Source organism: Paenibacillus barcinonensis, from assembly GCF_003217495.1.
In the GTDB taxonomy this organism is placed as follows: Bacteria; Bacillota; Bacilli; order Paenibacillales; family Paenibacillaceae; genus Paenibacillus; species Paenibacillus barcinonensis.
In genome coordinates, this window is the sequence record NZ_QJSW01000004.1 from 1 (window position 1) to 24,255 (window position 24,255).

The 24,255-nt window shown below is 44.8% G+C and carries 22 protein-coding genes and 1 pseudogene; 22 read left to right on the top strand and 1 reads right to left on the bottom strand.

The genetic code is table 11. The annotated features are described in order from the left end of the window. Positions 1 to 231: 231 nt before the first annotated feature. The 6 genes from DFQ00_RS07665 to DFQ00_RS07690 all read left to right on the top strand — a co-directional run bounded on the left by DFQ00_RS07665 (position 232) and on the right by DFQ00_RS07690 (position 4,217). Positions 232 to 840, top strand: a complete 609-nt coding sequence (locus DFQ00_RS07665) for a hypothetical protein (RefSeq protein ID WP_110895905.1) — start codon at positions 232 to 234, stop codon at positions 838 to 840. Positions 841 to 1,069: 229 nt separating this feature from the next. Continuing rightward, the gene (locus tag DFQ00_RS07670) at positions 1,070 to 1,516 is read left to right on the top strand and encodes an oxidoreductase (protein ID WP_110895906.1); all 447 of its coding nucleotides are present in this window, start codon (positions 1,070 to 1,072) and stop codon (positions 1,514 to 1,516) included. 391 nt (positions 1,517 to 1,907) lie between these two features. Beyond that, positions 1,908 to 2,405, top strand: a complete 498-nt coding sequence (locus DFQ00_RS07675; protein ID WP_110895907.1) for a DUF6933 domain-containing protein — start codon at positions 1,908 to 1,910, stop codon at positions 2,403 to 2,405. 160 nt (positions 2,406 to 2,565) lie between these two features. Next, complete coding sequence (locus DFQ00_RS07680; protein ID WP_110895908.1) at positions 2,566 to 3,033, top strand: hypothetical protein; 468 nt, start codon at positions 2,566 to 2,568, stop codon at positions 3,031 to 3,033. A 119-nt stretch (positions 3,034 to 3,152) separates the two neighbouring features. After that, complete coding sequence (locus tag DFQ00_RS07685) at positions 3,153 to 3,578, top strand: hypothetical protein (protein ID WP_146236135.1); 426 nt, start codon at positions 3,153 to 3,155, stop codon at positions 3,576 to 3,578. 351 nt (positions 3,579 to 3,929) lie between these two features. Next, the gene (locus DFQ00_RS07690) at positions 3,930 to 4,217 is read left to right on the top strand and encodes a hypothetical protein (RefSeq protein ID WP_110896200.1); all 288 of its coding nucleotides are present in this window, start codon (positions 3,930 to 3,932) and stop codon (positions 4,215 to 4,217) included. 395 nt (positions 4,218 to 4,612) lie between these two features. Here the strand turns inward: DFQ00_RS07690 and DFQ00_RS07695 are convergent, their stop codons facing one another. After that, entirely contained in the window at positions 4,613 to 5,440 is an 828-nt protein-coding gene (locus DFQ00_RS07695; RefSeq protein WP_110895910.1) for an SDR family oxidoreductase, read from the bottom strand. A 209-nt stretch (positions 5,441 to 5,649) separates the two neighbouring features. On the opposite strand from DFQ00_RS07695, the gene DFQ00_RS07700 reads away from it, so the two are divergent. From DFQ00_RS07700 to DFQ00_RS07775, 16 genes and pseudogenes are all read left to right on the top strand, one after another. Next, entirely contained in the window at positions 5,650 to 6,243 is a 594-nt protein-coding gene (locus tag DFQ00_RS07700) for a TetR/AcrR family transcriptional regulator (RefSeq protein WP_174812291.1), read from the top strand. A 260-nt stretch (positions 6,244 to 6,503) separates the two neighbouring features. Next, a pseudogene (locus tag DFQ00_RS07705) lies at positions 6,504 to 6,755 on the top strand (DinB family protein); the annotation flags it as partial. Positions 6,756 to 6,881: 126 nt separating this feature from the next. Further along, positions 6,882 to 7,277 (top strand): VOC family protein, encoded by a 396-nt coding sequence (locus DFQ00_RS07710; protein ID WP_110895912.1) that lies wholly within the window; start codon positions 6,882 to 6,884, stop codon positions 7,275 to 7,277. A gap of 353 nt (positions 7,278 to 7,630) precedes the next feature. After that, the gene (locus tag DFQ00_RS07715; protein ID WP_110895913.1) at positions 7,631 to 8,149 is read left to right on the top strand and encodes a phosphotransferase-like protein; all 519 of its coding nucleotides are present in this window, start codon (positions 7,631 to 7,633) and stop codon (positions 8,147 to 8,149) included. A 152-nt stretch (positions 8,150 to 8,301) separates the two neighbouring features. After that, on the top strand, positions 8,302 to 8,814 hold the full coding sequence (locus DFQ00_RS07720) for a DUF6886 family protein (protein ID WP_110895914.1): 513 nt from the start codon (positions 8,302 to 8,304) through the stop codon (positions 8,812 to 8,814). Between the two features lie 101 nt (positions 8,815 to 8,915). After that, on the top strand, positions 8,916 to 9,395 hold the full coding sequence (locus DFQ00_RS07725; protein WP_110895915.1) for a DinB family protein: 480 nt from the start codon (positions 8,916 to 8,918) through the stop codon (positions 9,393 to 9,395). A 103-nt stretch (positions 9,396 to 9,498) separates the two neighbouring features. Further along, complete coding sequence (locus tag DFQ00_RS07730) at positions 9,499 to 10,434, top strand: acetamidase/formamidase family protein (protein WP_110895916.1); 936 nt, start codon at positions 9,499 to 9,501, stop codon at positions 10,432 to 10,434. Positions 10,435 to 10,762: 328 nt separating this feature from the next. Continuing rightward, complete coding sequence (locus tag DFQ00_RS07735; RefSeq protein ID WP_110895917.1) at positions 10,763 to 12,154, top strand: extracellular solute-binding protein; 1,392 nt, start codon at positions 10,763 to 10,765, stop codon at positions 12,152 to 12,154. A gap of 116 nt (positions 12,155 to 12,270) precedes the next feature. Further along, entirely contained in the window at positions 12,271 to 13,677 is a 1,407-nt protein-coding gene (locus DFQ00_RS07740; protein ID WP_110895918.1) for an ABC transporter substrate-binding protein, read from the top strand. Between the two features lie 171 nt (positions 13,678 to 13,848). Continuing rightward, on the top strand, positions 13,849 to 16,716 hold the full coding sequence (locus tag DFQ00_RS07745) for an extracellular solute-binding protein (RefSeq protein ID WP_425271013.1): 2,868 nt from the start codon (positions 13,849 to 13,851) through the stop codon (positions 16,714 to 16,716). Between the two features lie 72 nt (positions 16,717 to 16,788). Then, positions 16,789 to 17,694 (top strand): carbohydrate ABC transporter permease, encoded by a 906-nt coding sequence (locus DFQ00_RS07750; protein ID WP_110896201.1) that lies wholly within the window; start codon positions 16,789 to 16,791, stop codon positions 17,692 to 17,694. A gap of 21 nt (positions 17,695 to 17,715) precedes the next feature. Then, positions 17,716 to 18,561 carry a carbohydrate ABC transporter permease gene (locus DFQ00_RS07755; RefSeq protein ID WP_244213732.1) on the top strand — a complete coding sequence of 282 codons (846 nt, stop codon included), beginning with the start codon at positions 17,716 to 17,718 and terminating at the stop codon, positions 18,559 to 18,561. 17 nt (positions 18,562 to 18,578) lie between these two features. After that, positions 18,579 to 20,018 carry a gluconolactonase gene (locus DFQ00_RS07760; protein WP_110895921.1) on the top strand — a complete coding sequence of 480 codons (1,440 nt, stop codon included), beginning with the start codon at positions 18,579 to 18,581 and terminating at the stop codon, positions 20,016 to 20,018. Then, positions 20,005 to 20,628 carry a Yip1 family protein gene (locus tag DFQ00_RS07765; protein ID WP_110895922.1) on the top strand — a complete coding sequence of 208 codons (624 nt, stop codon included), beginning with the start codon at positions 20,005 to 20,007 and terminating at the stop codon, positions 20,626 to 20,628. The genes DFQ00_RS07760 and DFQ00_RS07765 overlap by 14 nt, the downstream gene beginning before the upstream one ends. Positions 20,629 to 20,649: 21 nt before the next feature. After that, entirely contained in the window at positions 20,650 to 23,304 is a 2,655-nt protein-coding gene (locus DFQ00_RS07770; protein WP_110895923.1) for a DUF5696 domain-containing protein, read from the top strand. After that, complete coding sequence (locus DFQ00_RS07775; RefSeq protein WP_110895924.1) at positions 23,301 to 24,200, top strand: carbohydrate ABC transporter permease; 900 nt, start codon at positions 23,301 to 23,303, stop codon at positions 24,198 to 24,200. Before DFQ00_RS07770 ends, DFQ00_RS07775 begins: the two co-directional genes overlap by 4 nt. The last annotated feature ends 55 nt before the right edge of the window (positions 24,201 to 24,255 follow it).

Below are 24,255 nucleotides of genomic sequence, written 5' to 3' on the forward strand. Positions count from 1 at the left end.
CAAATGGATGTCGTTCTTGCTCTATGGAAAGAAGGGATGATAAAGCTTTGAGTAGCTAACTCGAAGAAGACAATAACTCCGGCTAACATAATATTTAAGCAGCGGCTCCACTGGAGCCTTGGTCTGCTGGATGCATTTCGAAGAGGGTATTCGGCAGACAACCCCTTTGGTGTTCATGAATACAACAACGTTAGATGAAAGGGACGCTCTAATATTAAGGGGGAATCAAGGATGTTTAACTTTTTTCGTAAGAAATCGAAAGAAACAAAGATTTCACTAGAAAACCAAATAGAGGCACTCAAAGATATTGGTATATCTTTCACAACTGATGATGATGGTGTTGTTAAAGAGTTGTTGCATCATTTTGATCGAGAAACTTACGAAGACGATTTCTATTCTCTCTTACTTTCGATGATCGGTTCAGATCTTGTTGATGAAAATGATAATGAAGTTAGGTTGTCGAAGGATGTTTGGAGCTTTGATACCGAATGCGTTGAGAACGAAGAGATTTATTCTTCAATCATTAATGAACTCGTAAGTTTAACCCGTGGTAAATTGCAAATACAACAGGTAAAAAGCCATGTAGATTTTGATAATGAAGATGCTAAAGTATCGTTTATTTTAGATGATCAGAAATATGAATGGGAAATACATTTTGAAGATGATTGGATTGACTTTAATTTGCTGAGGAAGATTGGGGAACTAGCTATCAGAAGTGACAAGGAAAATTACTTTATTTATTTTAATGATGGTCAGAATCTTACAATACTATATACAAGTAAAGTCAAACACAAATCAATTAATGATTTAATAAAAGATCGATTTTCTAAGTTAGCGTAGTCGAGGAAGATATAACCATCATATAGCAATGTGTTCACGCATCGGCAGACAATCCACCTCGGTCGCCAGGAGATAAGTCAGAGAAGTGGATTCAGGCGATACATCTTACCACCCAACTGCGGTTGCCGCCAGTCGATCGAACTAGCCGTACGACGAGCAGTTTAGGGTGCCAGGACGTCGTTAACACGAAAACGTTAGAGGAAATCCCTGCAAGAACTTGGAGGAACTAATGAAACACATAAACTACTTACAAACAGTACCTTCTTGTCGATATGATGACCATGATCGCGAACAAGAAGGAAATAAGAATACTAAATTTGTTGATTTGATAATTGACGGCAGATCTCTTTATCAAATGCTTAAAAAGTATGATAGGGTCCCGTCACTAGGTTGGGGTAGTGAAGAGCATCAAAAACAAATGATTGACTACTTCTTATTAAATCAATTGCATGCTTACTTATTTTATAGATATCCAATACTAGTTTGTCCTTGGTGCGGAGATGAAGAATGTGGTTTTATATCCGTATTTATAGAGAGAGAAGAAGATCTAATAATATGGAGAGATTTTAAACTAGAACCAGATAATAAATCGATTGATATCGGGCCTTTTTATTTTAGTTGGGAAGATTACAAAAGTGCAATAATTAATACTTATGGAGCTGCAAGAACTGAATAAATATGTTTAGCTTATCGAAGATGGCAGGGACATTACCTAACGCCGTATTTACGCTGTGGGCCTGAAGGCTCTTGGTGTGCAAGAGGATTATCGGGGAAGCGAAATTAGCAAATAACTTTGCACCACCTAACCGCGTCGCGGCCGGTCGGGATCCAACCGCAAGTGAAGCAAGGGCGAAATTTCAAAAGACATCTTCATATGTATTGAGAGCCCATTGAAGATGAATATGAGTACTCATTAGAAAATTATTAGTCCAAAAACATCACATATACATACAGAACAATGAAATGGTATTATGGGAACAAATAATTGATGTTGAGACTAAGTTAGATAAGCTTATAGGGGAAAAGATCACTAAGCAGAAATAGACTGTGAAAGGATATATATATATATGATAACAATCTCATGTACTAAAAAGTTATTTGATTCTAGTGCTTTTATCGAGGAACAAGACAATGAATTAGAGGATGAACTCTACAAATGGCATGCCAATGTATTTCGAATGGCTAAAAAGAATAACTTAATTATTATGAATAATAAGACAAGGTATTGCTTTATTTTGTTTGGAATAAGGAAGGAGCACTATAAGAATTTTAAAGAGATATTCCTCAATGCACTTATAGAAAACTTAAAGGCGGACGGAATCTCTGAACCCTTAATTAACAATTACACTAGTAATGCGAACAGTATGAAGTTCATCAAAACGTATGATAGAAGCGTCCTTGGATCAATGACAGATATGGTTAAAATGACTGAATTCATGATTGAAGATTATTTACCAATACAAGAAATGAATATCATCGAATTAAATAAAATAAACAACGGCACTCCATTAGTAAAGCTAAAAAAATTCCCGAATCAATTTATGAGGGAGGCTCTTAGTATCTGAGCCTACAGTGTACTCCGTCTAACATAATACTCACGCTGCGGGCATACGCCCTTGGTTCGGCATTCGTCGGATACCCAGCATATGCTGGGTCGTGAATACAAGAAACGTTATGTGACATTCAGCAACACATTTTAAAACAACATCGAAGTGAGATGAATAAATGACAAAAAAACGATGGGAAGAAATAAATAATCAAAACGATATTGATAAATTAATGAGATTGTTTGGTGGGTTTCACGACTCATGTATTAAGGAGCTTTATATGTGGACAGATCATTATGTTAATGAGGATCTTTCGATGTCGGTATCAGCAAACCGTGATCATAGAGTTAGACTATTCCTTCAAAGACAAAACACAGATCCAACAGCGATTGAATTTATATTTGATGAATTGGTTCAATTATTTGTTAATCCGAGTCCGGAGAATTACGATTCGATTATCTACGGAGCGACTTTTTTTCATAGGGATGGTTTGTTTTACTGGGCCAATGATAGTGAATGGAATCCAGATGAACCCTATAAATTCTCTAACATAAACTGGATTTGCTCCAAGAAAGTGAAATGGAGAGAGGTGAGTGATTGGACTGGAAAGACCTTGAGATACGGGCCAAGAGATGATTTGAAATAAGCACTCGAAGAAGGGCTGAACATAACATAACATAACATAACATAACATAACATAACATAACATGATACTCACGCTACGGGCATAGGCCCTTGGTCCGGCATTGGCCGGACACCTGACATGTGTCGGGTCGTGAATACAGGAACGGTATGCGACAGAACCTAATTGCTGCTACATATCCTTCGATCGAACCCCCAACGACAATTGCAAATTCAGAATCAGATTCTATAGAAGAGGCTGTATTCACTGATCCGCCAGTTTCAACTCCTGAATTAGGAAATATTAAAGAAGATAAATATTATTCAATCAAATATAAACAATCCCTAGTTCAACTGAGAGATGATGAAAAGACAGTAGTGCATATATTAGGGGAGCCTGACGAAGCTTCTCAAGTTAAGCAACTCGGTGATGGAGCAGATATCTTACTGGATTTCATGAAAGAGCTGACTCAAGAAACGAACAAAGAAATAATATTAACTCCAGAGTCAACAATCGAAGAAGTTTATATATCTGTAAAGCCAAATGAAACTATAAAGTATAACCTCTAAGTACTATACCTGGACTTCTCCTAACATTACATTCCCGAATTTGGACTCGAGGAAATCTTAGTCGGCAGAAGTATAGGCGTGAAGCTAATCAAGCAACACGTCCGCACTATCCTATCTGCGTCATGGACTGTCCTAACGGATCTGTACGATGGTAGTTTTGAAGCCTTGGTCTGCGGATAGATTTCGGAGGGACTTCAGCATATAACCCCTTCGGAGGTTCGTGAAATAGAGTTAACGTTTAAAGGATACTGGATAAAACTCTGGATTTATTGATTTTCAGAAGGATTTTATCAGATTATGACAGAATTACTTTGGTATGGGTTGATCATAAACGAAAGGACAGTGGTAAACATGAAAAAGAAATATTTTTTACTAGCGTTACTTCTCCTTGTTTTAGTATTTTCTTTAACGGGGTGCGTGCCTGGAGATGGAGCTAATAATGAGGAGCATCTTGCCGGTTTTTTCTGGGGAATTTGGCATGGCTGGATCGCACCTATATCTCTGATTATCGGTATCTTCAAGGACAATATTCGGATTTATGAAATCAATAACATCGGATGGTGGTATGATTTAGGTTTTTACATCGCTGTAATTAGTGGTTTTGGTGGACTTTCTCTGTCGCGTCGACGTAAGAAATGATAAAATTATAAAGATGACAGAAATTCATGTTGTACGTCATAAGCAATCATAATTTACATAAATTCGGTTTTATCTGGTATGAAAAAGAGAATACATCCGGGTTCATTTGTGATTTTTGCTTGTGAATAATTACAGTAATAAGGGATATGGATTTGAAATGATGACACGAAGCAGTTCAACGGACTGCTTTTTCGTGTATTTATGGTCAGTATAAGGAAGAACGAGGCCTAGATTTTCCATATAGCGGCTGGCGCTGTATGGCGGGGATGAGGATGAGGAATCCACATGGGTAATCCGGATAATCATGAGATGTATCAAGAACTTGTGCTGGATAAGGAGTGGGATCAGTATAAAAGTAAAACACAAAAAAAGCGGCATGGTTAGCCGCTTCTTGTTTATTCGTGGAAATTTCCTTGTCCAGTCAGAATGCCACCAGAGAATCCGTAATCTACGACCAAGTCCGTACCACTGATGTAACGAGCCTCATCACTGTTGATATAGATTAAAGCTCTCGCTTGGTCTAAAGGTTCAGATGGTACGCCAATCAAAGAGACATTTTTTGCGCCGTCATTTTCGGTGATTCCAAACTGAGAAAGCATAGGGGGTGCTGTTGCTCCAGGGCTTACAGAGTTAATTCTGATTTTTTTAGCAGACAGTTCCCAGGACTTCTGTTTGACGTATACGATGGTTGCTTCTTTGGAGAAGGTATAACCACGGTTGTTCCCTTCCACACTTCCACCCAAAACAGAAGGATCTTCTTGGTTCTCCGACAAATATTGTACAGCCGCATCAAAATCAGGCGTGGATAAAAATTCAAGTAGTTTAGGAAGGTTAGCGAACCAACCCATACCACCAATTGAAGCAATAAAGCCAATGGATCCGTTTTCAGAAATTCTTGGAATGAGGTTCTCAATTAAATGGCGATGGCCAACAAAATTAATTGTTGCTACACTAAGCGGTGTCATGCCTTTACCAGCGACACCAGCACAAGCGAATATGGAATCAATGCTCTCTGGAAGTTTAGAGATAGCGGTATCAATGGACTCTCTTTGGCTGAGATTGACCTCAACGAATGCTTTTACCGGGTAAGAAGGTTCTTTTAAATCTAAAGCATATACCTCAGCGCCAAGCTCAATGAGCAATTTGGCTGTTTCTTGACCCATACCTGATGCAGCTCCTGTGACAACTACAGTTTTTCCTGCATAGCTAATGTTGTTCGTCATAAATAATTTCGTCCTCTCATCTGCAGTATAGGCTTACCTCTGTATTACTGATTTCACTTACATGTATAGAATAGAAAGAATGACACGGAATCTCAATAATCAATATGTCTAGTTGTGTTGGAGTTTCAACAAAAGCAATAATTATGTTAAATTAGAAGTGACAAATCAAACAGATGGGAGCGGTTTTGTTGAAACTCTCTCCAAGACAGATGAACAGAAAGCAACAGACGATTCGTGAACTAAAGTCCTCCTTCATTGACCTTATTATCCTGAAGGGTTCTATTGAAAATATTACAATATTAGATATTACAGACAGGGCCAACCTTAATAGGGGAACATTTTATACTCATTTCAATGATAAGTATGATCTAACAACAGCCTTGTTTGCGGATGCGATTGATGAAATAGCTACAAAGCTCAAGGAATTAACACCAATAGGCACGAAGCGTATTAAAGCAGAAGGGATTCTGCCTTCAACCAAATGTATATTTGAACATATTGAAGAGCATAAGAGCTTGTATGCTGCGCTCGATCTACTAGATTTGAAGCACAGTCTGTATGAAAGATTTGAAATGATGTTTTATTCGTTGTTAAAGGAAAAAGAAGTTGTGTTTGTAAGAGAATCCAGTCCCCATGAAACGGATGGTGACAATGATCTTATCATCAGCTACTATATTCATTCTATTATTGGGATAATTAAATACTGGATTAGATCCGACTTTAAATATACTGCATCGTATATGGGAGAACAGCTGACATCCATGTACTCCAATCGAGTAACTGGATTTCTAATGAGTGATTGATAGGATGCATATAAGAAAAAATCGACTTGGGAGTGCAAGGGAATATCTATACACTCATTATAGGCCCAGCTCATATTCGGGATACAACGGGAGAGCTTGTGCTGAATGATGCGTGGTGAACTCAGACGGATTGATTGAAGAAGAAGCAGCCATAGAACAAGGTTGCTTCTTTTCTGATTTTGCACTTCGCAAATGGAACATTGTGGGTTATATTGGATATGACTTGGTTCTCTAGTAGAGAAATGGTGAGGTGTTCAACCATGGATGATCATTTTCGTTTTCCGATCGGACATTTTGTTCCTTATCTTGAATTCACCGATGAGCTTCGAAGAGGCTTCATAGATCAAATTCCCGGCATCACGAAAGCTTTAAGAGAAGTTACACAGCATCTTCATGATGAGCAGCTGCATACCCCTTATCGCACAGGTGGTTGGACAATCACACAAATGGTGCATCACCTTGCAGACAATGATATGAACGCTTACATAAGATTCAAAAGAGCATTAACTGATCTCATTGGATATTGCTCTACAACAACGATTTGTTTGGCATGGGAAGCATCATATCGCTCAGATTAAATCTTTCAAAGCGGCACAGGGATGGTAGGTTTTGAACGATGAAGTGGCGGAGGTTGTTTTATGAGAAATGGAAAAATCTTAGGCATTGCTTATAATGTCATTCCTGTGAAAGACATTGAAGTATCGGCTGCCTGGTTTGTCAGGCATTTTGGATTTAACGTTCGCCACCAACGCGATGGATATTTGAGCTTGTTCAGGGGGGAACGACCGATACTGGACTTGATCCAGAGCGACAATGAAACGAGAGCGACATTCCAGGTAAGTCAGCAAAAGAGATGGGTTATTACCTTTTATACCGATGACATTACAGGATTACATCAATACCTAACATCTGAACATGTAAAGGTTGGTAGCATTAGTGATGAGGGGAAATACGGAAAGTTTTTTGTGTTAGAGGATCTGGATGGCAATCTATTTGATGTGTGGGAGCACCACGATTGTGAGTTGAACTTTTAGAAAATAAGCTTTAAGCGGAATAAGAGTGAGCTGGCTTTGGGTGGATCATCCAATCCAAGATAGAAAGACACAGCGACATTTTACGAGGAACTAGGGTTTCAGATGTGGTATACCCAGATGTACAGATAGAAGGTGAGCTAATATGAATAACACCATATATTATCTTCGGGCCTGCAGGGGTCGGTAAGTCGGCAACATCACAACAACATGTTCAGACATTAAGCAATGGCTTGTACGGCAGCTGACCAATCTTTGTCGTAAACGATCCTCACTGGGTTAGAACTGGAATGCGTGTATCAGTACACACTGTAAAATATTTATCTAATCATACTTTAGCAAAGGAAGATAACATAATGCATAAAGGCAGAATTATTTTTCTGAATGGGGTAACGAGCTCTGGGAAAACGTCGATTGTAGAGGCTATGCAGTCCTATGATGAACCTTTTTTCTATGTGGTGGCGAATGATTTATTTGAGAATACGATAGGAGACAAGCATCTCCAGACCGATTACTGGAAGTATCTGAGTGAGGCCATCATCATGATGTATCACACAGCAAAAGTATTTTCGGATCATGGCAAGCATGTGCTGATTGACGGTATTCTGGTGGAAAGACCAGAGCTTGCACCGCATTATGAACAAGTTAAAACGATGTTTGAAGGGTATCCACTGGATATTGTCGAGCTATATTGTCCTCTCGATATCTGCCGTCAGCGTAATCTTGAGCGTGGTGATCGCTGGGAAAATCAATCCGAGGAGCAGCATCGTATCATGGCTTCCGACATTCAGTATACGTACTCGGTAGATACGAGTCTGCATACGCCTGAAGCATGTGCCGAGATGATTATCAACACACTGTTTAAAAGTGAATAATGGTTCATTTATGGCGTGAATCGAAGTTATGCAACAAAGAAAGAAGCTGGGGCGTAGTGAGCATGATGTTCCAGCTTCTTGACTATTCAGCGGGCGAGCAGGGCTGCACACTTTGGTAGAGATTTAATTACATGTGAACAGAGGTGTATCTAATGCTCTATCACTTTAGTGAAGAAGCACACATCGACGTTTTTGTACCGAGAGCCAAGCAGAATCAGCCTGATGTTCCGGCGGTTGTCTGGGCGATTGATGAGCAGCATGAATACAGCTATTATTTTCCGAGAGACTGCCCTCGAATTGTGCTTAGAAGGAACGTAGAGATCAGCGATGAGCATCAGGATCTATTCTTTAAGTATACGGATGCAGATATCATTGTAACGGTTGAGAGCGAGTGGTATTCGAGGATCGTGAATCAGACGTTGCATCGCTATCACTTTCCGGAGATTTCTTTCCGGCTTTTTGATGAGACTGCGGGATATTATATCTCCGATCAAGTGATTACACCAAGTTGCATAGAGAGAATAGATCATTTGATGGATAGGCTTATTGCCAGAGGGGTTGAGCTGCGATTAACAACCAATCTGTATCCTCTGAGAGATGCGGTGTTAAAGTCTGATTTCCAGGACTTCGGGATACATCGTTTTAATCATGCCAAGCAGCCGTAGCAGCGGGAAGTTACTATGTACAACCATGCTCATTAATTTAATGGATAACATAGACATATAGAATAGTAACTCATCTTCAAAAAAGAGAAGGGGGAAGTACAATGACCAAGGAAATGGAACATTTGCTTCAAGCATTTGAAGAATGGACGCTCTTTGTCAGAACGTTGACTCATCTTGAAGAGAAGATCTGGAATTCCAGCTTGGAAGAAGGGAAGTGGACGATAAAATCAATCGTAAGTCATATCATGTTGTGGGATCGATATTTTTACAAGGAAGCCATTGAGAAGATCGCGCTGAATCAGCCCATTACACTGAAACATCTCGATTTTGATCTATTTAATCGCAAAGCAGTGGAGTATGGTAACCGTACAGAAACAGCGGAAATCGTAGATAAAGCCATCACATACCGTCATAAAATCATGAACGATATTCGTGGATTATCCGAGGAACAGCTTCAGCAGACGTACTTGGATGCAGAAGGTAACGTATTTTATATTCCACAATACCTCAAAGATTTTATATGGCATGATCAGCATCATATGGAACCGTTAATAAGGTATCTTGCCAGTCTTGAAGATTGAAGTCCCTAGGGAATAGCAGATAGGAGATCGGTACCTAGAATACAGCTAATGGAGTGGCATACGTCGAGCTATATTTATCCTAATCAGCTAGGGAGGCATTGTTATGAGTATGCATGCGATAACGTTACGCCAGGAGAATCTGATCGGTTCTTTTACGAATGAGGTAAATCCCGTGTTAAGCATAAAGTCAGGTGACTCCATCCGTTTTCAGACGCTGGATGCGGGCTGGGGAACGGGTGTGAGTTATGCGGAACGGTTGAAGCCTTTTGAACGGCAAGGTGAAAAGGATGGAGGTCATGCCCTAATCGGCCCGATTTACATTGAAGAAGCAAAGCAGGGAAAAACGCTCGAGATTATTTTCAATGAAATCGTACCAGGGAGTTACGGGTTTACTTCCGCCGGCGGGTATCCGAACTGGCAGAACCAAAAGCTACATCTAACACAGGTGGAAGAACTGTCCCTGAACTGGACACTTGATCGACAAACGATGAGCGGTTCCTGTGAAGTGCAGGGAAGAGTTTATACGGTATCATTAAGTCCATTTCTGGGGATCGTGGGTATGCCGCCGGAATCAGGAGGAATTCATACGACGTGGCCGCCACGGTTCTGCGGAGGCAATATAGACTGTAAGGAACTGGTGCAGGGAAGTAAGTTGTACTTGCCTATTCCCGTAGATGGTGGTTATCTTGCTGTCGGTGATGGGCACGCACGTCAAGGTGACGGGGAAGTCAGCTGTCAGGCGATAGAATGTCCGATGGAGCTTGTTGATATCACAGTGAATGTCATCGACGATATGCCGCTGAATAATCCTCGTGCGTATACGCCATCTGGCTGGATTACTTTCGGATTTCATGAAGATCTGAATGAGGCAACGGTTCAAGCGTTGGATGGTATGTTAAACCTGATGGGGGAGCTGTACGGCTTGCAGCGTGTGGAGGCCATTGCGCTGGGAAGCGCGGTAGTGGACCTGCGTATTACCCAGATTGTGAATGGTGTGAAGGGCGTACATGCCTTTTTGCCCCACGATGCTTTTAAATAAAATAAGACATCGCTCCATCTAAAATTTAAATATAACCTTATGTTATAAAATTCATTTTTATCGCATAGGGTTATATTATTTTTATCCCATTCAAATGTTTCAATATCTTTAAAAAGTGAGGAATGAAACCGCAATAATCAAAATATTCTAAATAATAACATAAATAGTATTGACCCAAGGCTTTTCGCAATACTATAATGAAATGGGTTTCATGAAATCCATTTCATTATCACTGACCAAATTGGTAAGCGCTTTCTATTGGAGGTGTGATTGCTGGTTTTCAGGTTCCCGATTCATCTTTATCTAACTTAGGGGGAGCGTGCGTAAGATGAAGTTTATGAGTAAGAAACGATTTACCTTGCTTGTGATGTTCACTTTACTTGTCACCGTAATCGCTGGCTGCAGCGGTGGAGGGGCACAGCCTGAAGCCGTTAATAAGGCACCGGCTGAAGAGAAGAAGGAACCGGCAGCAGAGCCTGCTGAAGAGAAGCAGGAGCCAGCCGTCGATCTCAAGGGCAGAGCTGTTCGTATATCCAATTGGTGGGATGCGGCCCCCAAAGGAGACTCCGAGGCAGATGAACGTGCCCGTGAACGAATCAAAAATGTAGAGAAGAAATATAACGTCAAAATCTCTTATCTGAATACAGACTATGGGGCAACGTCGGAGAAAATATCTTCATCTGTCATGGCGAACGAGCCTTTCGCTGAGATTGTGCGTGTACCAGACGGAAATATCTGGGGGCTGATGCAAGGCGGATTCCTGACACCACTGGATGAATATTTGAAGGATACGAAGATCCAGCCGGATGTTGTTGAATCCATGCGGTTTGGCAGTGACAAAGTATATGGTTTGACAGGGTGGTATACCCCGAATGACAGCGGCATGTTTTTCAACAAGCGTCTCTTTAAGGAAGCTGGCTTGAAAGACCCGCAGCAATTGATGGATGAGGATCATTGGAACTGGGATACGATGCTGGATGCGGCCAAGAAGCTGACCGTGGACAAAAATGGAGATGGCAAGATGGATCAGTATGGTCTGTCGGGTGCGTATTATGTGCTGCACGAGATGCTCATCGGAAGCAACGGCGGCAAGATGTACGATGAAGCAACGCAGAAGGCAGCGTTTGACTCACCTGAATCTTTGGAAGCGCTTAACTTCCTCTATAGCCTGTACAACGATCATAAAGTCGTAAAGGCTAACGCAGGTAATGACTGGGAGGACCCGTCCAAATATTTCTCGGAAGGCAACATTGCGATGTACCCCGGCGGATTATGGGAAGTGGAAGGCCGCATTCTTGACAAGTTAAAGGATGACTGGGGTTATGTTTACATGCCTAAAGGGCCCAAAGCTTCTACCTACCTGGATACGGTAAATAGTACAGAGAGTTTTGTCATACCCAAAGGCGTTAAGGATGCAGACATCATTGTGAAAATCTGGGAGGAGCTTCAGGACTTCGATAACTGGCAGGAAAATCATCGTCTGTGGCTGGAGAACATTCTACCTGATGAGACTTCCATAGCAAACGCCATGAACGACAATGGAGCGGTTGAACGTGTGTATGGTGCGCGTGCCGGGGGATTGGGTGTCAAGGAGGCTCTCGGCAGTGTAACTGGGAAGTTTGTGAAAGGTGAAGTGACGCCATCTACCGGCGTTGCACAGATTATCGGCCCTGCTCAAGCTGGCATCCAGAAGGTGTTGAAGGGAGAGAAGAGCAAATAAGGCGTAAGTAAAATGCAACTAGAATCGGCTATGGAGCTTCAAACGGTAACGGTGGGTATCAAAAGTAGAGCAGTATGCATAACAAGGACAGATCATTTATTTGAGGGAGGCAGCCCATGTTGAAAAAAATGATGACCAGCAAAATCATGTTGTTTGTTTTGTTTGCCGCATTAATTACTCTTTTGTCTGCATGCACAGGTACAAGTGAGAAGCCAGCCGAGCCGGTTGCTAAGCCAGCTGAAGTCGAGACGAGCACAACGCCAGCAAAGGAAGAAAAGGTGGAGGAGGCAGAGCCAGCTCCGAACTTGAACGGCCGTGTTATTCGAATCTCTCACTGGTGGGATGCCACACCAAAAGGCGATTCGGAGTCGGATGAGCTTGCACGCGAGCGGATCAAAATGGTGGAAGAAAAATATAACGTGAAGATCAAATATCTGAATACAGAATACTGGTCTACCTCTGAAAAGCTGTCCTCCTCTGTGCTGGCTAACGAGCCTTTTGCAGAAATTGTGCGTATTCCCGACGGATTCATCTGGGGGCTAATGCATGGCGGATTCCTTACACCGCTGGATGATTATCTCAAGGACACTCGGGTCGAGAAGGATGTTATAGATTCGATGCGCTTTGGTGGTGACAAGGTATATGGACTGGAGAGCTGGTATACACCCAATGAAAGCGGCATGTTCTATAACAAACGCATCTTTAAGGAAGCTGGCTTGAAAGACCCGCAGCAATTGATGGATGAGGATAACTGGAACTGGAATACGATGCTGGATGCGGCCAAAAAGTTAACGGTGGATCGCAACGGCGACGGTAAAATGGATCAATACGGCCTGGCTGGAGCACATTACGTGCTGTCCGAGATGCTGATCGCGAGCAATGGTGGCAAGTTATATGACGAGCAGACAGGCAAAGTTACATTTAACTCGCCCGAAGCAATGGAAGCGCTTAATTTCCTGCATAGCTTGTACACCGAGCATAAAGTAATCAAAGCCAATGGAGGTAACGACTGGGAAGATCCAGCCAAATATTTCGGAGAAGGCACGATTGCGATGTATCCAGGCGGGCTGTGGGAGATTGAAGGACGAATTCTGGATAAGCTCAAGGATGAGTGGGGTTATATTTATATGCCCAAAGGTCCGCAAGCGAAGTCATATTATGAACCCTTTGGTCAGACAGCAGCTTATGTCATTCCAAAAGGTGTGAAGGATGCAGATGCCATCGTTAAAATCTGGGAAGACCTGCAGGACTTTGATAACTGGCAGGATAATCGCAGACTGTCACTTGAAAATATATTGCCGGATGAAACCTCGATTGCCAATGCAATGAACGATGATGGCAAAGTACAGCGCTTGTTTGGCGGACGCTTCGGCGGTCTGGGGATCAAGGATCAGCTGGATAGCGTAACCGAAAAGTTTGTTAAAGGCGAGATTACACCTTCAACAGGTGTTGCCCAAGTTATCACTAAAGCGCAGGCGGCCGTGAAGAAAGTGCTAAGCGGAGAGCAGGACAAGAAAAAATAAGGCAAGGTAGCTAAACAGTAATAGCGCGGCCTCATGTCTGTTCTCGAGCGAAGTTAGCCGGGGACAACGCTCATGCTGGCCGCATCTCATTATTTTTACGAAAGTCAGCTAAAGGGAGGGCATTGGGTGAAATTCACATTATCCCGAGTGACGATTATCGTCGTCGCACTAATGCTCGTCGTGGTGTATGCGATATCCAGTTCCGATGCGAGTGGCAATGCCAAGACCGGAAGTCGATCATCAGATCCGAGTCGTGTCATGCCGATATCTCAATCTGCTGCTGAGGATAGCTATGATACTTATCTGAAGCAGTTCCAGAACGAGAAGCGGCCCTCGAGGGAGATTGTCATCCGTGGAGCTGAATACACAGCTGCCGAAGGAATGAACCCACAGACGATCAAGGAGCTCGGCGGCGAGGTAGGCGAGTTCATCAAAACAGAGGAAAGTGGTTCGGTAGAGTGGGAAGTTAATGTTCCTGAGTCAGGAATGTATCATATGTCATTACGTTATTACCCGATTCAAGGGAAAAGCTCTGCCATTGAACGGGAATTGTGGATTGATGGGAAGCTACCGTTCAGCAGTGCACGTAACATGAGCTTCCACCGGGTATGGGTCAATGAAAAATCCGAAATCGAACAGGATAACAGAGGCAATGACCTGCGCCCGCGCCAAGTAGAGGCGCCAATGTGGCAGGAGTCGATCCTGAGAGATAAAGAAGGCTATTATGAAGAGCCGTACCAGTTTTATTTTTCAGCCGGGAAACATTCCATCAAGCTTGTCTCGACGCGCGAGCCCGTGGTTATTGATACCATCAAGCTGTATCATTACGAGGCTCCGCCATCCTATGCGGAGCTCAAGCAGGAGTATAAGACAAAGGGATACCAGGCAACAAACGGACATTTGATTAAGGTGCAAGGAGAACAGGCTGCATACAAGTCTTCACCGACACTGTATCCCATTACCGATCGCTCCAGCACATCGACGGAGCCGTACGATGTTTCCAAGATCAGAATGAACACGATTGGTGGAAACAACTGGCGAGTGCCGGGACAATGGATTGCGTGGGAGATGGAAGTACCTGAGGATGGCTTATACAAGATTGCGATCAAGGGCAGACAGGAATTGCTGAGAGGCATCTATTCAACGCGATCACTGCAGATTGATGATCAGGTTCCTTTCCAGGAAATGATGCAGATCCCGTTCTTTTATGACGCTGATTGGCAGATGAATGTGCTTGGCAATGAAGAAGAGCCGTATTTGTTTTATTTGACGAAGGGCAAACATGAACTGCAGCTTGAGGTGAGTCTGGGTTCAATCGCACCGCTGATCCGTCAGGTCGAAGCCAGCGTGCTCGAGATCAATGCGATGTATCGAAAAATTCTGATGATCACGGGCAATGTACCAGACCCGTATCGTGATTATCAATTAGATAAACAGATTCCTGATATGGTGGACGTGTTTCGAGAGCAGAGTGATATTCTGAACGCAGTCTCTGAAGAGTTAATTCGTTTGACAGGGGAGAAAAGCGACAAAACAGCGATCTTGAATAAAACCGCCTATCAGCTGGCTGATCTGGCGAATAAACCGGAAACCGTTCAGAAACGACTGTCCCAGTTCAAAATCAACGTCGGAAGTGTTGGCTCCTGGCTTCTGGAAGTACGTGAGCAGCCGCTCGAAATTGACTATCTGCTGCTGGCCTCACCTGATGAGAAGCTTCCGAAAGCGAATGATTCAGTGTTCAGCAAGGCCGGACACGAGGTGTCGTCCTTCTTTCATTCTTTCTTCGAAGATTATGACACGATTGGCAGCACAGCGGATGAAGACAAGTCCGTTACCGTCTGGATTGGTACAGGCCGCGACCAGGCACAGGTATTGAAGGCAATGATTGATGATACATTTACACCGCTGACAGGCATCAGCGTTAATCTCAAGCTGGTTAATGCAGACGTGCTGCTTCGCGCCTCTCTGGCAGGAGAAGGGCCGGATGTAGCCATGCAGGTTGGCAACGATGTGCCGGTCAACTTCGGAATGCGGCACGCAGCAGAGGATTTGTCCACATATCCTGGATACAACGAACTGATTAAACAATTCAGGGATAGTGCGATGGTTCCGTATAAGTTCGAGGATCAGGTATTTGCGCTGCCGGAGCAGCAGATCTTCAACATGTTATTTTATCGGAAAGATATTCTGGAGCAGCTTGAGCTGGAGCCGCCGCAAACTTGGGATGACGTGTATGCGATGATCCCGGTGCTGCAGAAGCACAATATGGAGATGGCGCTGCCGCTCGCACAGACAACAGGTGTACCTGTACTGGAAGTCAACCGTGCGTATGCGATGCTGCTGTATCAGATGGGTGGTTCATTTTACTTAGACAATGGTGCGAGAAGTGGCATGGATACCGAAACGGGACTGGAAGCGTTCAAAGAGTGGACGAATTTTTATACCAGTTACAAGCTTCCGCTCACCTTTGATTTCCCGATGCGCTTCAGAACAGGTGAAATGCCTGTAGGCATTATGGATTACACCTTCTATAACTACTTGTCCGTATCCGCGCCAGAGATTAAAGGGCTGTGGGAGTTTAACCCGGTGCCAGGCCTCAAACAGCAGGATGGAAGCATCAAACGTGACGTTGCGAGCGGTGGAACTGCGACCGTTATGCTCAAGCAGTCAAAGCATAAGGATGCGGCATGGGAGTTCATGAAGTGGTGGGTCAGCAAGGATGCCCAGGTTCGATTCGGACGGGAGATGGAAGGTCTGATGGGTGCTGCTGCGCGTTACCCGACAGCCAATATTGAAGCATTGCAGGAGCTGCCTTGGCCGATCCGCGATTATCGCAGTCTGGAAGAACAGTGGGAGTGGGTACAAGGGGTACCCGAGGTTCCCGGAGGTTACTTCACGGGCCGTCATCTGGATAACGCACTGCGTGAGGTCGTCAACAACGGTACGAACTCTACCGATGCTTTATACGATTATGTGCAGGAAATCAACTACGAAATTCAGCAGAAACGAAAAGAGTTTAAATTGGACGGAATGCGCTAGGGAGGGACTCTTTTGCAAAAGGCAAACCTTGTGACCAAAGCCGGTTCTCAGCCCAAGCGCACGCCTGCCGGCATGCCGGGGAGATGGGAACTCTTTGTCAGAGACATGAAGCGGGATAAACATCTATACATTCTTTTATCCCCATATATGCTGTTATTTTTGCTATTCACTGTATTTCCAGTCATCATCTCGATCTTTTTCAGTTTTACGAACTTCAACATGCTGGAGTTTCCGCAATGGGTCGGCTGGGAGAATTATTCCAAGCTGCTCTGGAATGATGATGTGTTCTTGATTGGTCTCAAAAATACAATTATTTTCTCGGTCGTTACCGGCCCAATCAGCTACATCGCCTGCTTTGTCTTTGCGTGGCTCATCAATGAGCTGAATCCGAAGGTAAGAGCATTTATGACCCTGATCTTTTTTGCGCCTTCGATCTCGGGCAACGTGTTTTTTATTTGGCAGATTATTTTCTCCGGGGATTCCTACGGCATTATGAACGGTTTTCTGATGAAAACAGGCATTCTTTATGAGCCGATCCTGTGGCTTCAGGACCCGAAATATATGCTTGCCATCATCATGCTTGTACAGTTATGGCTCAGTCTGGGAACGAGCTTCCTGGCATTTATCGCCGGTCTGCAAACGGTGGATCGCACGCTATATGAAGCAGGGGCGATTGACGGGGTTCAGAATCGCTGGCAGGAGCTGTGGTATATTACGCTGCCTTCGATGCGTCCTCAGCTGATGTTTGGGGCAGTGATTCAGATTACGGCGTCACTGGCGGTTGCTGAAGTGGCAACTGCATTGGCAGGTTTCCCAAGTGTGCAGTATGGGGCACATACGATTGTTACACACTTGATGGATTACGGAACGATCCGCTTCGAGATGGGTTATGCATCGGCCATTGCCACGGTGCTGTTTGGTCTGATGCTGGGCTCGAACCTGCTCGTTCAAAAGCTTCTGAAGAGAGTGGGGGAATAGCAGATGAAGATAGCCCTGCGTATGAAACGAAAAATCAACCGATCCTGGCAGGTCGACATTCTGCTGTTCCTGCTGCTTGGCGGATTCGGCGCATTTATGGCGGTGCCGCTCATCTATGTCATCAACAATGCGTTCAAACCGCTGGATGAGCTGTTCATTTTCCCGCCAACGCTGTTTGTAAGGAATCCAACGTTCGAAAATTTCTCCGACCTGCTTCAGGTTATGAAAAATTCATGGGTTCCCTTCTCAAGATACATTTTTAACACGGTGTTCATTACAGCGGCAGGAACATTTGGTCATATTATTCTGGCCTCGGCGGCAGCGTATCCGCTGGCGAAACACAAGTTTCGCGGTCATAAAGTATTGTTCACAATTATCGTGCTGTCGCTGATGTTCTCGCCGCATGTAACAGCCATCCCGAATTACATGATCATGTCAACTCTCGGCTGGCTCGACTCGTATCAAGCGATCATTATCCCGGCGTTTGCGTATCCGCTCGGCTTGTATCTGATGAAGCAGTTTATGGAGCAGATTCCCGATGCGCTGCTTGAGGCGGCAAAAATGGATGGTGCGAGCGAATATCGTATTTTCTTTCAGGTGGTGATGCCACTCGTCAAACCGGCCTGGCTGACCCTGCTCATTCTGATGATGCAGATGTTATGGGGAACAGACGGTGGAAGCTTCATCTACAGCGAGCAGCTCAAAACGATGCACTATGCTATGGGACAGATTGTACAAGGCGGAATTGCTCGTGCAGGGGTAGGAGCGGCTGTAGCTGTCATTATGATGACAGTGCCAATCGTCACGTTTGTATTATCGCAAAGCAATGTCATTCAAACGATGGCATCATCCGGCATGAAGGATTAAGGGAGAGGGTGTTAGAGATGAGAGTGAAATCATGGCTGATCGTACTGGCAGCTTCCCTGCTGATTGCCGGACTCGGACATAACCAGGCTCATGCGGCACCGTATGAGGGATATACCTACAACTACTGGGGGGATGCAGTTAAATCACCAATTGCATTTCTTCCCTCCAGAGTCATCACAGGGGATGAGGCAGGAACAGGAACATGGCAATCACCACTGGATTTATATGCTGCGAAGGATGGCTTGCTCTACGTTCTGGATTCAGGGAATGCACGAATTGTTGTGTTAAACGACAAATGGGAAACGGTACGTGTGATTCAACAGTTCGAGCATGGAGGCAAACAGGACGGCTTTCTGAATCCAGAGGGGCTTTTCGTTACGGAGGCGGGCCAAATTTACGTAGCGGATACCGAAAACAAACGAATTGTTGAACTGAATCAGGACGGTACGTTTGTGCGTGCCATCGGTGCACCAGAGTCGGATGTGCTCAGCGATTCGTTTGAATATTTCCCGCGAAAAGTCATTGTGGACAAAGCGGGGCGCATCTATGTGGTTGGTCGCGGTGTCTATGAAGGCTTGATTGAGTTTGATAGTGACGGACGTTTTACCGGCTTCATGGGCACGAACCGAGTGCAGTTTGACCCGGTTGATCTGTTCTGGAAAACGGTGTCCACCAAGGAGCAGCGGGAGAAAATGATTCGTTTCATTCCGCTGGAATTCAACAATGCGGATGTAGATGATGGAGGTTTTATCTACACAACAACAGCGGACAAAAACACGGCATCTGCGGTCAAAAGATTAAATCCTTCCGGTATCGACGTGCTCAGGGTCAATGGTGAGTTTGCACCCGTTGGGGACCTGAGTATAAATCGTTCCTCTTTCATTGATATCAAGGTGTCCAGTAACGGAGTTTACCGCGCGCTGGATTCCACGCGAGGACGTGTGTTCACGTATAACGAAGACGGCAATTTGCTGTATGTTATTGGTCAGCTTGGCAATCAGGTCGGTACGTTCAAAAATCCGGTGGCGGTGGAAAGCTACGGTGATGCCATCTATGTGCTGGATCGTGATCTGGGCCGGATTACCGAATTCAAGGCGACCACCTTCGGAAGCCTGGTGAATGAAGCCAATCGACTATACAGTTCGGGAAAACATTCGGAAGCCGCGAAGCTGTGGGAGGAAGTATTACGTCTGGATGCCAACTATGAAATGGCCTATGTCGGCATCGGCAAGTCGATGCTGCGCGAAGGGAAATACAAGGAAGCGATGACGTATCTGAAGCTTGGCAATGATCGTGAATATTATTCCAAGGCACTGGCGAAATATCGCAGAGAATATATGCGGGAATATTTTGGCATGTATATGACCGTAGCAATCGGATTGCTGATTGCAGTGATTGCATGGCGCCGCATCGCCAGAGTAAGAAATGAGAGGAGGATCGGAGATGTCGCTAATTAAGGAGCTCAAGTATTCTCTGCATGTAGCTGTACGCCCTTTTGACGGATATTGGGATCTGAAATATGAAAATAAAGGCAGGCTGCGTGTGGCACTTCTGGTACTGCTTGCAGTCACGGTAACGATGATTGTAAAACGCCAGTACGCAGGGTATGTCGTGAATGACAACTATCCGCTGTCGCTAAACAGCATCAACGAGTTCAAGTATATCGTGCTCCCTTTTCTGCTCTGGTGTATCGCCAATTGGTCATTGACCACGCTGATGGATGGGGAGGGCAAATTCAAAGATATTGTGATTGCGACCGGATATGCAATGCTTCCACTGATTCTGGTCAACATTCCCAATATTGTGCTGAGTAATGTCATTACACTGCGTGAATCCTCCTTTTATTACTTGCTGGATTCGTTCGGTATGGTCTGGTTTGTATGGCTGCTGTTTATCGGCACCAAGACAGTGCATCAATATTCGGTTATGAAAACGATTACCACGATGCTGCTTACTCTGGTTGTAATGGGTGTTGTCATCTTCTTGGGCTTGCTTTTCTTCAGCTTGATCCAGCAGATCATCAGTTTTGGCTATACCCTCTATCAAGAGATCACGCTGCGCGAATAGGAGAGGAAGGAGGTGCCGGAGATGAAAAGAAAACGTAGCGCTGTAGTAGCAGTCATGCTCGTTAGCAGTCTATTAATTACTCAAAGTGTGAATTATGCAGAGGGCGAAACACCGGCGGTTACAGAGCAACAGACGGCGGATACTCAGGCTGCTGGCGTTGGAGCAGTTCAAACCGATCGCGCAGGCAAGGATAAATCACAGGATCGTTCATCCGATGGAGCTGTGAGCTCAGACGCTGCAAAGACTCCAGCGGCAAAGGCTGCAAGCAAATCTGCTCAAGCCGAAATGACTGTTCCTGAGGGCATGGAAGCGATTGCTGAGAAGGATGGGCTGACGCTGTATTTACAGCCGGAGACGACAGAAATTGCAGTCAAGGATAAGCAGAGCGGTGTAGTGTGGTTCTCCAATCCACAGGATCGGGAGCAGGATGCCATCGCTACAGGGTATAACAAGTCCCAACTGAATGTGCAGTTTGAGCTGACGTATTACGATAATACGGGCAATGCCCTCAAATACGATAATTTTACACATAGCGTGCAAAGCGGTCAGTTCGAGATTGAAAAGGTAGAGGACGGACTCAACATCGTATACACGCTGGGCGAAGTCAAAAGTGATATTGAAGCGATCCCGAAATATATTAGCGAGGAACGCTTTAACACATTGATTCTCGCAAAGCTGAAGGAGAAGGATCAGAAGGAGATTGAGAAGCGCTTTCGTCACGATGAGCAGAATAAACGTTATGAGAGACGGGACTCCTCTCTGAAGGGCGTGGGGTTGTCGAAGGTCACCCGCATTTTTGATTCCATCGGCTACGATGAGGCGCAGATTGCCATCGACAAAGCAGCTTACGGTGAGGAAGAAAGCGGGGGCGCCAATGTGGTGGTACCCGTTCACTATCGACTCGAAGATGGACGCTTGAGGGTGTCCATACCCGAGAACGGTATCCAGTATCCTGAAGCGATGAAAATTCAATCCTTGTCCCTGCTGCCGTTCTTCGGAGCAAGCGGTCCTAAGGAGGAAGGCTACAGTCTGGTGCCTGACGGGTCGGGATCTCTGATTTATTTTAACAACAAAAAGACATATGCATCACCTTACAGTACGGCTCTGTACGGCAGCGATCATGCGATTAACCAGCTTACACAGATTCAGAAGGAGCAGAAGGCGAGAATGCCCGTATTTGGTATGAGTTACGGAGATAAAGGCTACCTCGCTGTCATTGATAAAGGAGATGCCGTTGCCTCTGTTGAGGCGGATATCAGCGGCAGATTGAATCAGTACAACACGGTGCATCCGAGCTTCACGCTAAGCAGTTTGGAGGAGGTTACGCTTACGAATGGCTGGCGTTCCAGCACCGTCAAGCGCTTTCAGATAGAGCCTTTTCATAACGAGATGGCCGTTGTCTATGAATTTCTGAATGCGGACGAAGCGAGTTATTCGGGGATGGCTTCCAAGTATCGGGATTATCTGATTGGGCAAAAGAAGCTCACACGCCTGGCAGATGACACCAAACTGCCTTTCTATGTGGAACTGATCGGTGGCATTCCGAAGAAAAAGTTTTTCCTCGGTATTCCGTACAATGCCTATGAGCCGCTGACCACGTTTGAAGAGGCACAGGATATTGTACAAGAGATGCAGGACCTTGGAGTAAAGGATATTCAGCTGCAATACTCGGGATGGTTCAACGGAGGAATACATCACGATTTGCCGAAGTCCATCCAGGTTGACAAAAAGCTGGGGGGTACAAAAGGCTTGCAAAGCCTTCAGACGTATATGGATGAACATGGCTTCGGGTTATACCCGGATGTGTCTTTTCTCGAGGTGTTCCCGGAGGCGGATGCGTTCAAGAAATCGTATGCGTCACGTCAAATTACGGGCAAACTGGCGGTGGTTTTCCCCTATCGCATGTCCACGTTTATGCGGGATGAGGAGTCTCCACCGGGCTATGTTCTTAGTCCCGATTCCGTACCGGGCATTATGAACGGATTTATGCAGGACTATGCACCGCTTGGACTTAAGGGCATATCGCTGCGCGATCTGGGTGATCAGCTTCATTCTGATTACAATCGGGCTAACGTGATCAACCGGGAGCAAGCCAAGCAGGTTGTGGTGCAGCAGCTTGAGCACGTGAAGGCGTCCTCGAATGCATCTCTACTACTGGAAGGTGGCAATGTGTACGCCAGTCCTTATGCCAGACATATCGTGGATGCACCGACGAGCAGCAGCGGCTTTAACATCACGGATGAGACAATTCCCTTTTTCCAGCTGGTCTATCACGGCTACATTCAATACACGGGCAAAGCATGGAATATGGCTGAGGATCAGGATTCTCTCAAGCAGATGCTGCGAGCGATTGAAACGGGCTCAGCGCCTTATTATACATGGTTTCATGCTGATCCGTCTGCGATCAAGCTGACGGGCTTTGATGAGTTGTATTCTGCCGATTATCGGCGCTGGATTCAGGAATCGGCTGAGCGGTATGCTGAGCTAAACGAGGTGCTGCATGACGTGCAGAATCAAACCATTGTTAAACATGAAAAGCTCAGTGAGGGTGTCTATCAGACGACGTATGAAAAAGGAAAAACCGTCATTGTGAATTACAATGCTGCTGCTGTGAAGGTGAACGGTGTAAGTGTGGCAGCAGAGAGCTACCAGGTAGGAGGTGACACGCCGGAATGAAAATCAAAAAATTATCCTTGGAGCAAAAAAACAGATATTACGGTCTGTACTTCATCCTGCCCTGGTTCCTCGGTTTCCTGTTTCTGTTCATGGTGCCGCTGATCTCGTCGTTCCGTTACAGTCTGAGCAATCTGCAGGTGTCCAATGAAGGTTTCAGTTTGGAGTATATTGGTCTGGCCAATTTCCGCGAGGCTCTGTTCTCTCACGAATCTTATGTACGCATGTTGACGGAATCGGTACTGAATATCGTGGTGAATACACCATTGATTATTATTTTCAGCCTGTTTTTTGCCGTTATTCTGAATCAGAAGTTTCATGGAAGGGTGCTGGCGAGAGCGATCTTTTTTCTTCCGGTTATTCTGGCTTCGGGCATTATTGCAAGCATCGAAAACGGCGACCTGATGCAATCCGTTGTACGTAATGCAAACGATATGACGGGCGGCGGTCTGTCAGTTATGAAAAATCTGGATCTGACGATCATGCTGCTCGAGTCTGGTATGAGTCCGATTCTGGTTGAATATTTGACAGGTGCCGTAAGCCGGATTTACGAAATTGTCAGCCAGTCTGGTGTTCAGATTCTGATTTTCCTTGCGGGCTTGCAGTCGATCTCACCATCTCTATATGAAGCTGCCAAGATTGAAGGATCAACGGGATACGAGGCCTTTTGGAAAATCACATTTCCAATGCTAAGCCCTCTGATTCTGACGAATCTGGTCTATACCATTGTGGACAGCTTCATCCGTGATCAGACGAGCCGACTTGTGGTGGATACGGCCTTCAAAAGCTTTAATTTTGGACTCAGCGCGGCGATGTCCTGGATCTATTTTGCCGTCATTGCACTGATTCTGTGGGTAACCACTGCGATGGTGTCCCGCAAGGTCTTCTATCAAAATTAGCCGCGCTATCTAAGTGAAACTACTTGTTTACACAAAAACGGAGAGGGAGGCCTGA

Excerpts from the sequence above, each read along its gene's own strand:
- DFQ00_RS07665 (WP_110895905.1), top strand. The coding sequence starts at position 232 with ATGTTTAACTTTTTTCGTAAGAAATCGAAAGAAACAAAGATTTCACTA.
- DFQ00_RS07670 (WP_110895906.1), top strand. The coding sequence starts at position 1,070 with ATGAAACACATAAACTACTTACAAACAGTACCTTCTTGTCGATATGAT.
- DFQ00_RS07675 (WP_110895907.1), top strand. The coding sequence starts at position 1,908 with ATGATAACAATCTCATGTACTAAAAAGTTATTTGATTCTAGTGCTTTT.
- DFQ00_RS07680 (WP_110895908.1), top strand. The coding sequence starts at position 2,566 with ATGACAAAAAAACGATGGGAAGAAATAAATAATCAAAACGATATTGAT.
- DFQ00_RS07690 (WP_110896200.1), top strand. The coding sequence starts at position 3,930 with ATGAAAAAGAAATATTTTTTACTAGCGTTACTTCTCCTTGTTTTAGTA.
- DFQ00_RS07695 (WP_110895910.1), bottom strand. The coding sequence starts at position 5,440 with ATGACGAACAACATTAGCTATGCAGGAAAAACTGTAGTTGTCACAGGA.
- DFQ00_RS07700 (WP_174812291.1), top strand. The coding sequence starts at position 5,650 with ATGAACAGAAAGCAACAGACGATTCGTGAACTAAAGTCCTCCTTCATT.
- DFQ00_RS07710 (WP_110895912.1), top strand. The coding sequence starts at position 6,882 with ATGAGAAATGGAAAAATCTTAGGCATTGCTTATAATGTCATTCCTGTG.
- DFQ00_RS07715 (WP_110895913.1), top strand. The coding sequence starts at position 7,631 with ATGCATAAAGGCAGAATTATTTTTCTGAATGGGGTAACGAGCTCTGGG.
- DFQ00_RS07720 (WP_110895914.1), top strand. The coding sequence starts at position 8,302 with ATGCTCTATCACTTTAGTGAAGAAGCACACATCGACGTTTTTGTACCG.
- DFQ00_RS07725 (WP_110895915.1), top strand. The coding sequence starts at position 8,916 with ATGACCAAGGAAATGGAACATTTGCTTCAAGCATTTGAAGAATGGACG.
- DFQ00_RS07730 (WP_110895916.1), top strand. The coding sequence starts at position 9,499 with ATGAGTATGCATGCGATAACGTTACGCCAGGAGAATCTGATCGGTTCT.
- DFQ00_RS07735 (WP_110895917.1), top strand. The coding sequence starts at position 10,763 with ATGAAGTTTATGAGTAAGAAACGATTTACCTTGCTTGTGATGTTCACT.
- DFQ00_RS07740 (WP_110895918.1), top strand. The coding sequence starts at position 12,271 with ATGTTGAAAAAAATGATGACCAGCAAAATCATGTTGTTTGTTTTGTTT.
- DFQ00_RS07745 (WP_425271013.1), top strand. The coding sequence starts at position 13,849 with ATGCTCGTCGTGGTGTATGCGATATCCAGTTCCGATGCGAGTGGCAAT.
- DFQ00_RS07750 (WP_110896201.1), top strand. The coding sequence starts at position 16,789 with ATGCCGGGGAGATGGGAACTCTTTGTCAGAGACATGAAGCGGGATAAA.
- DFQ00_RS07755 (WP_244213732.1), top strand. The coding sequence starts at position 17,716 with ATGAAACGAAAAATCAACCGATCCTGGCAGGTCGACATTCTGCTGTTC.
- DFQ00_RS07760 (WP_110895921.1), top strand. The coding sequence starts at position 18,579 with ATGAGAGTGAAATCATGGCTGATCGTACTGGCAGCTTCCCTGCTGATT.
- DFQ00_RS07765 (WP_110895922.1), top strand. The coding sequence starts at position 20,005 with ATGTCGCTAATTAAGGAGCTCAAGTATTCTCTGCATGTAGCTGTACGC.
- DFQ00_RS07770 (WP_110895923.1), top strand. The coding sequence starts at position 20,650 with ATGAAAAGAAAACGTAGCGCTGTAGTAGCAGTCATGCTCGTTAGCAGT.
- DFQ00_RS07775 (WP_110895924.1), top strand. The coding sequence starts at position 23,301 with ATGAAAATCAAAAAATTATCCTTGGAGCAAAAAAACAGATATTACGGT.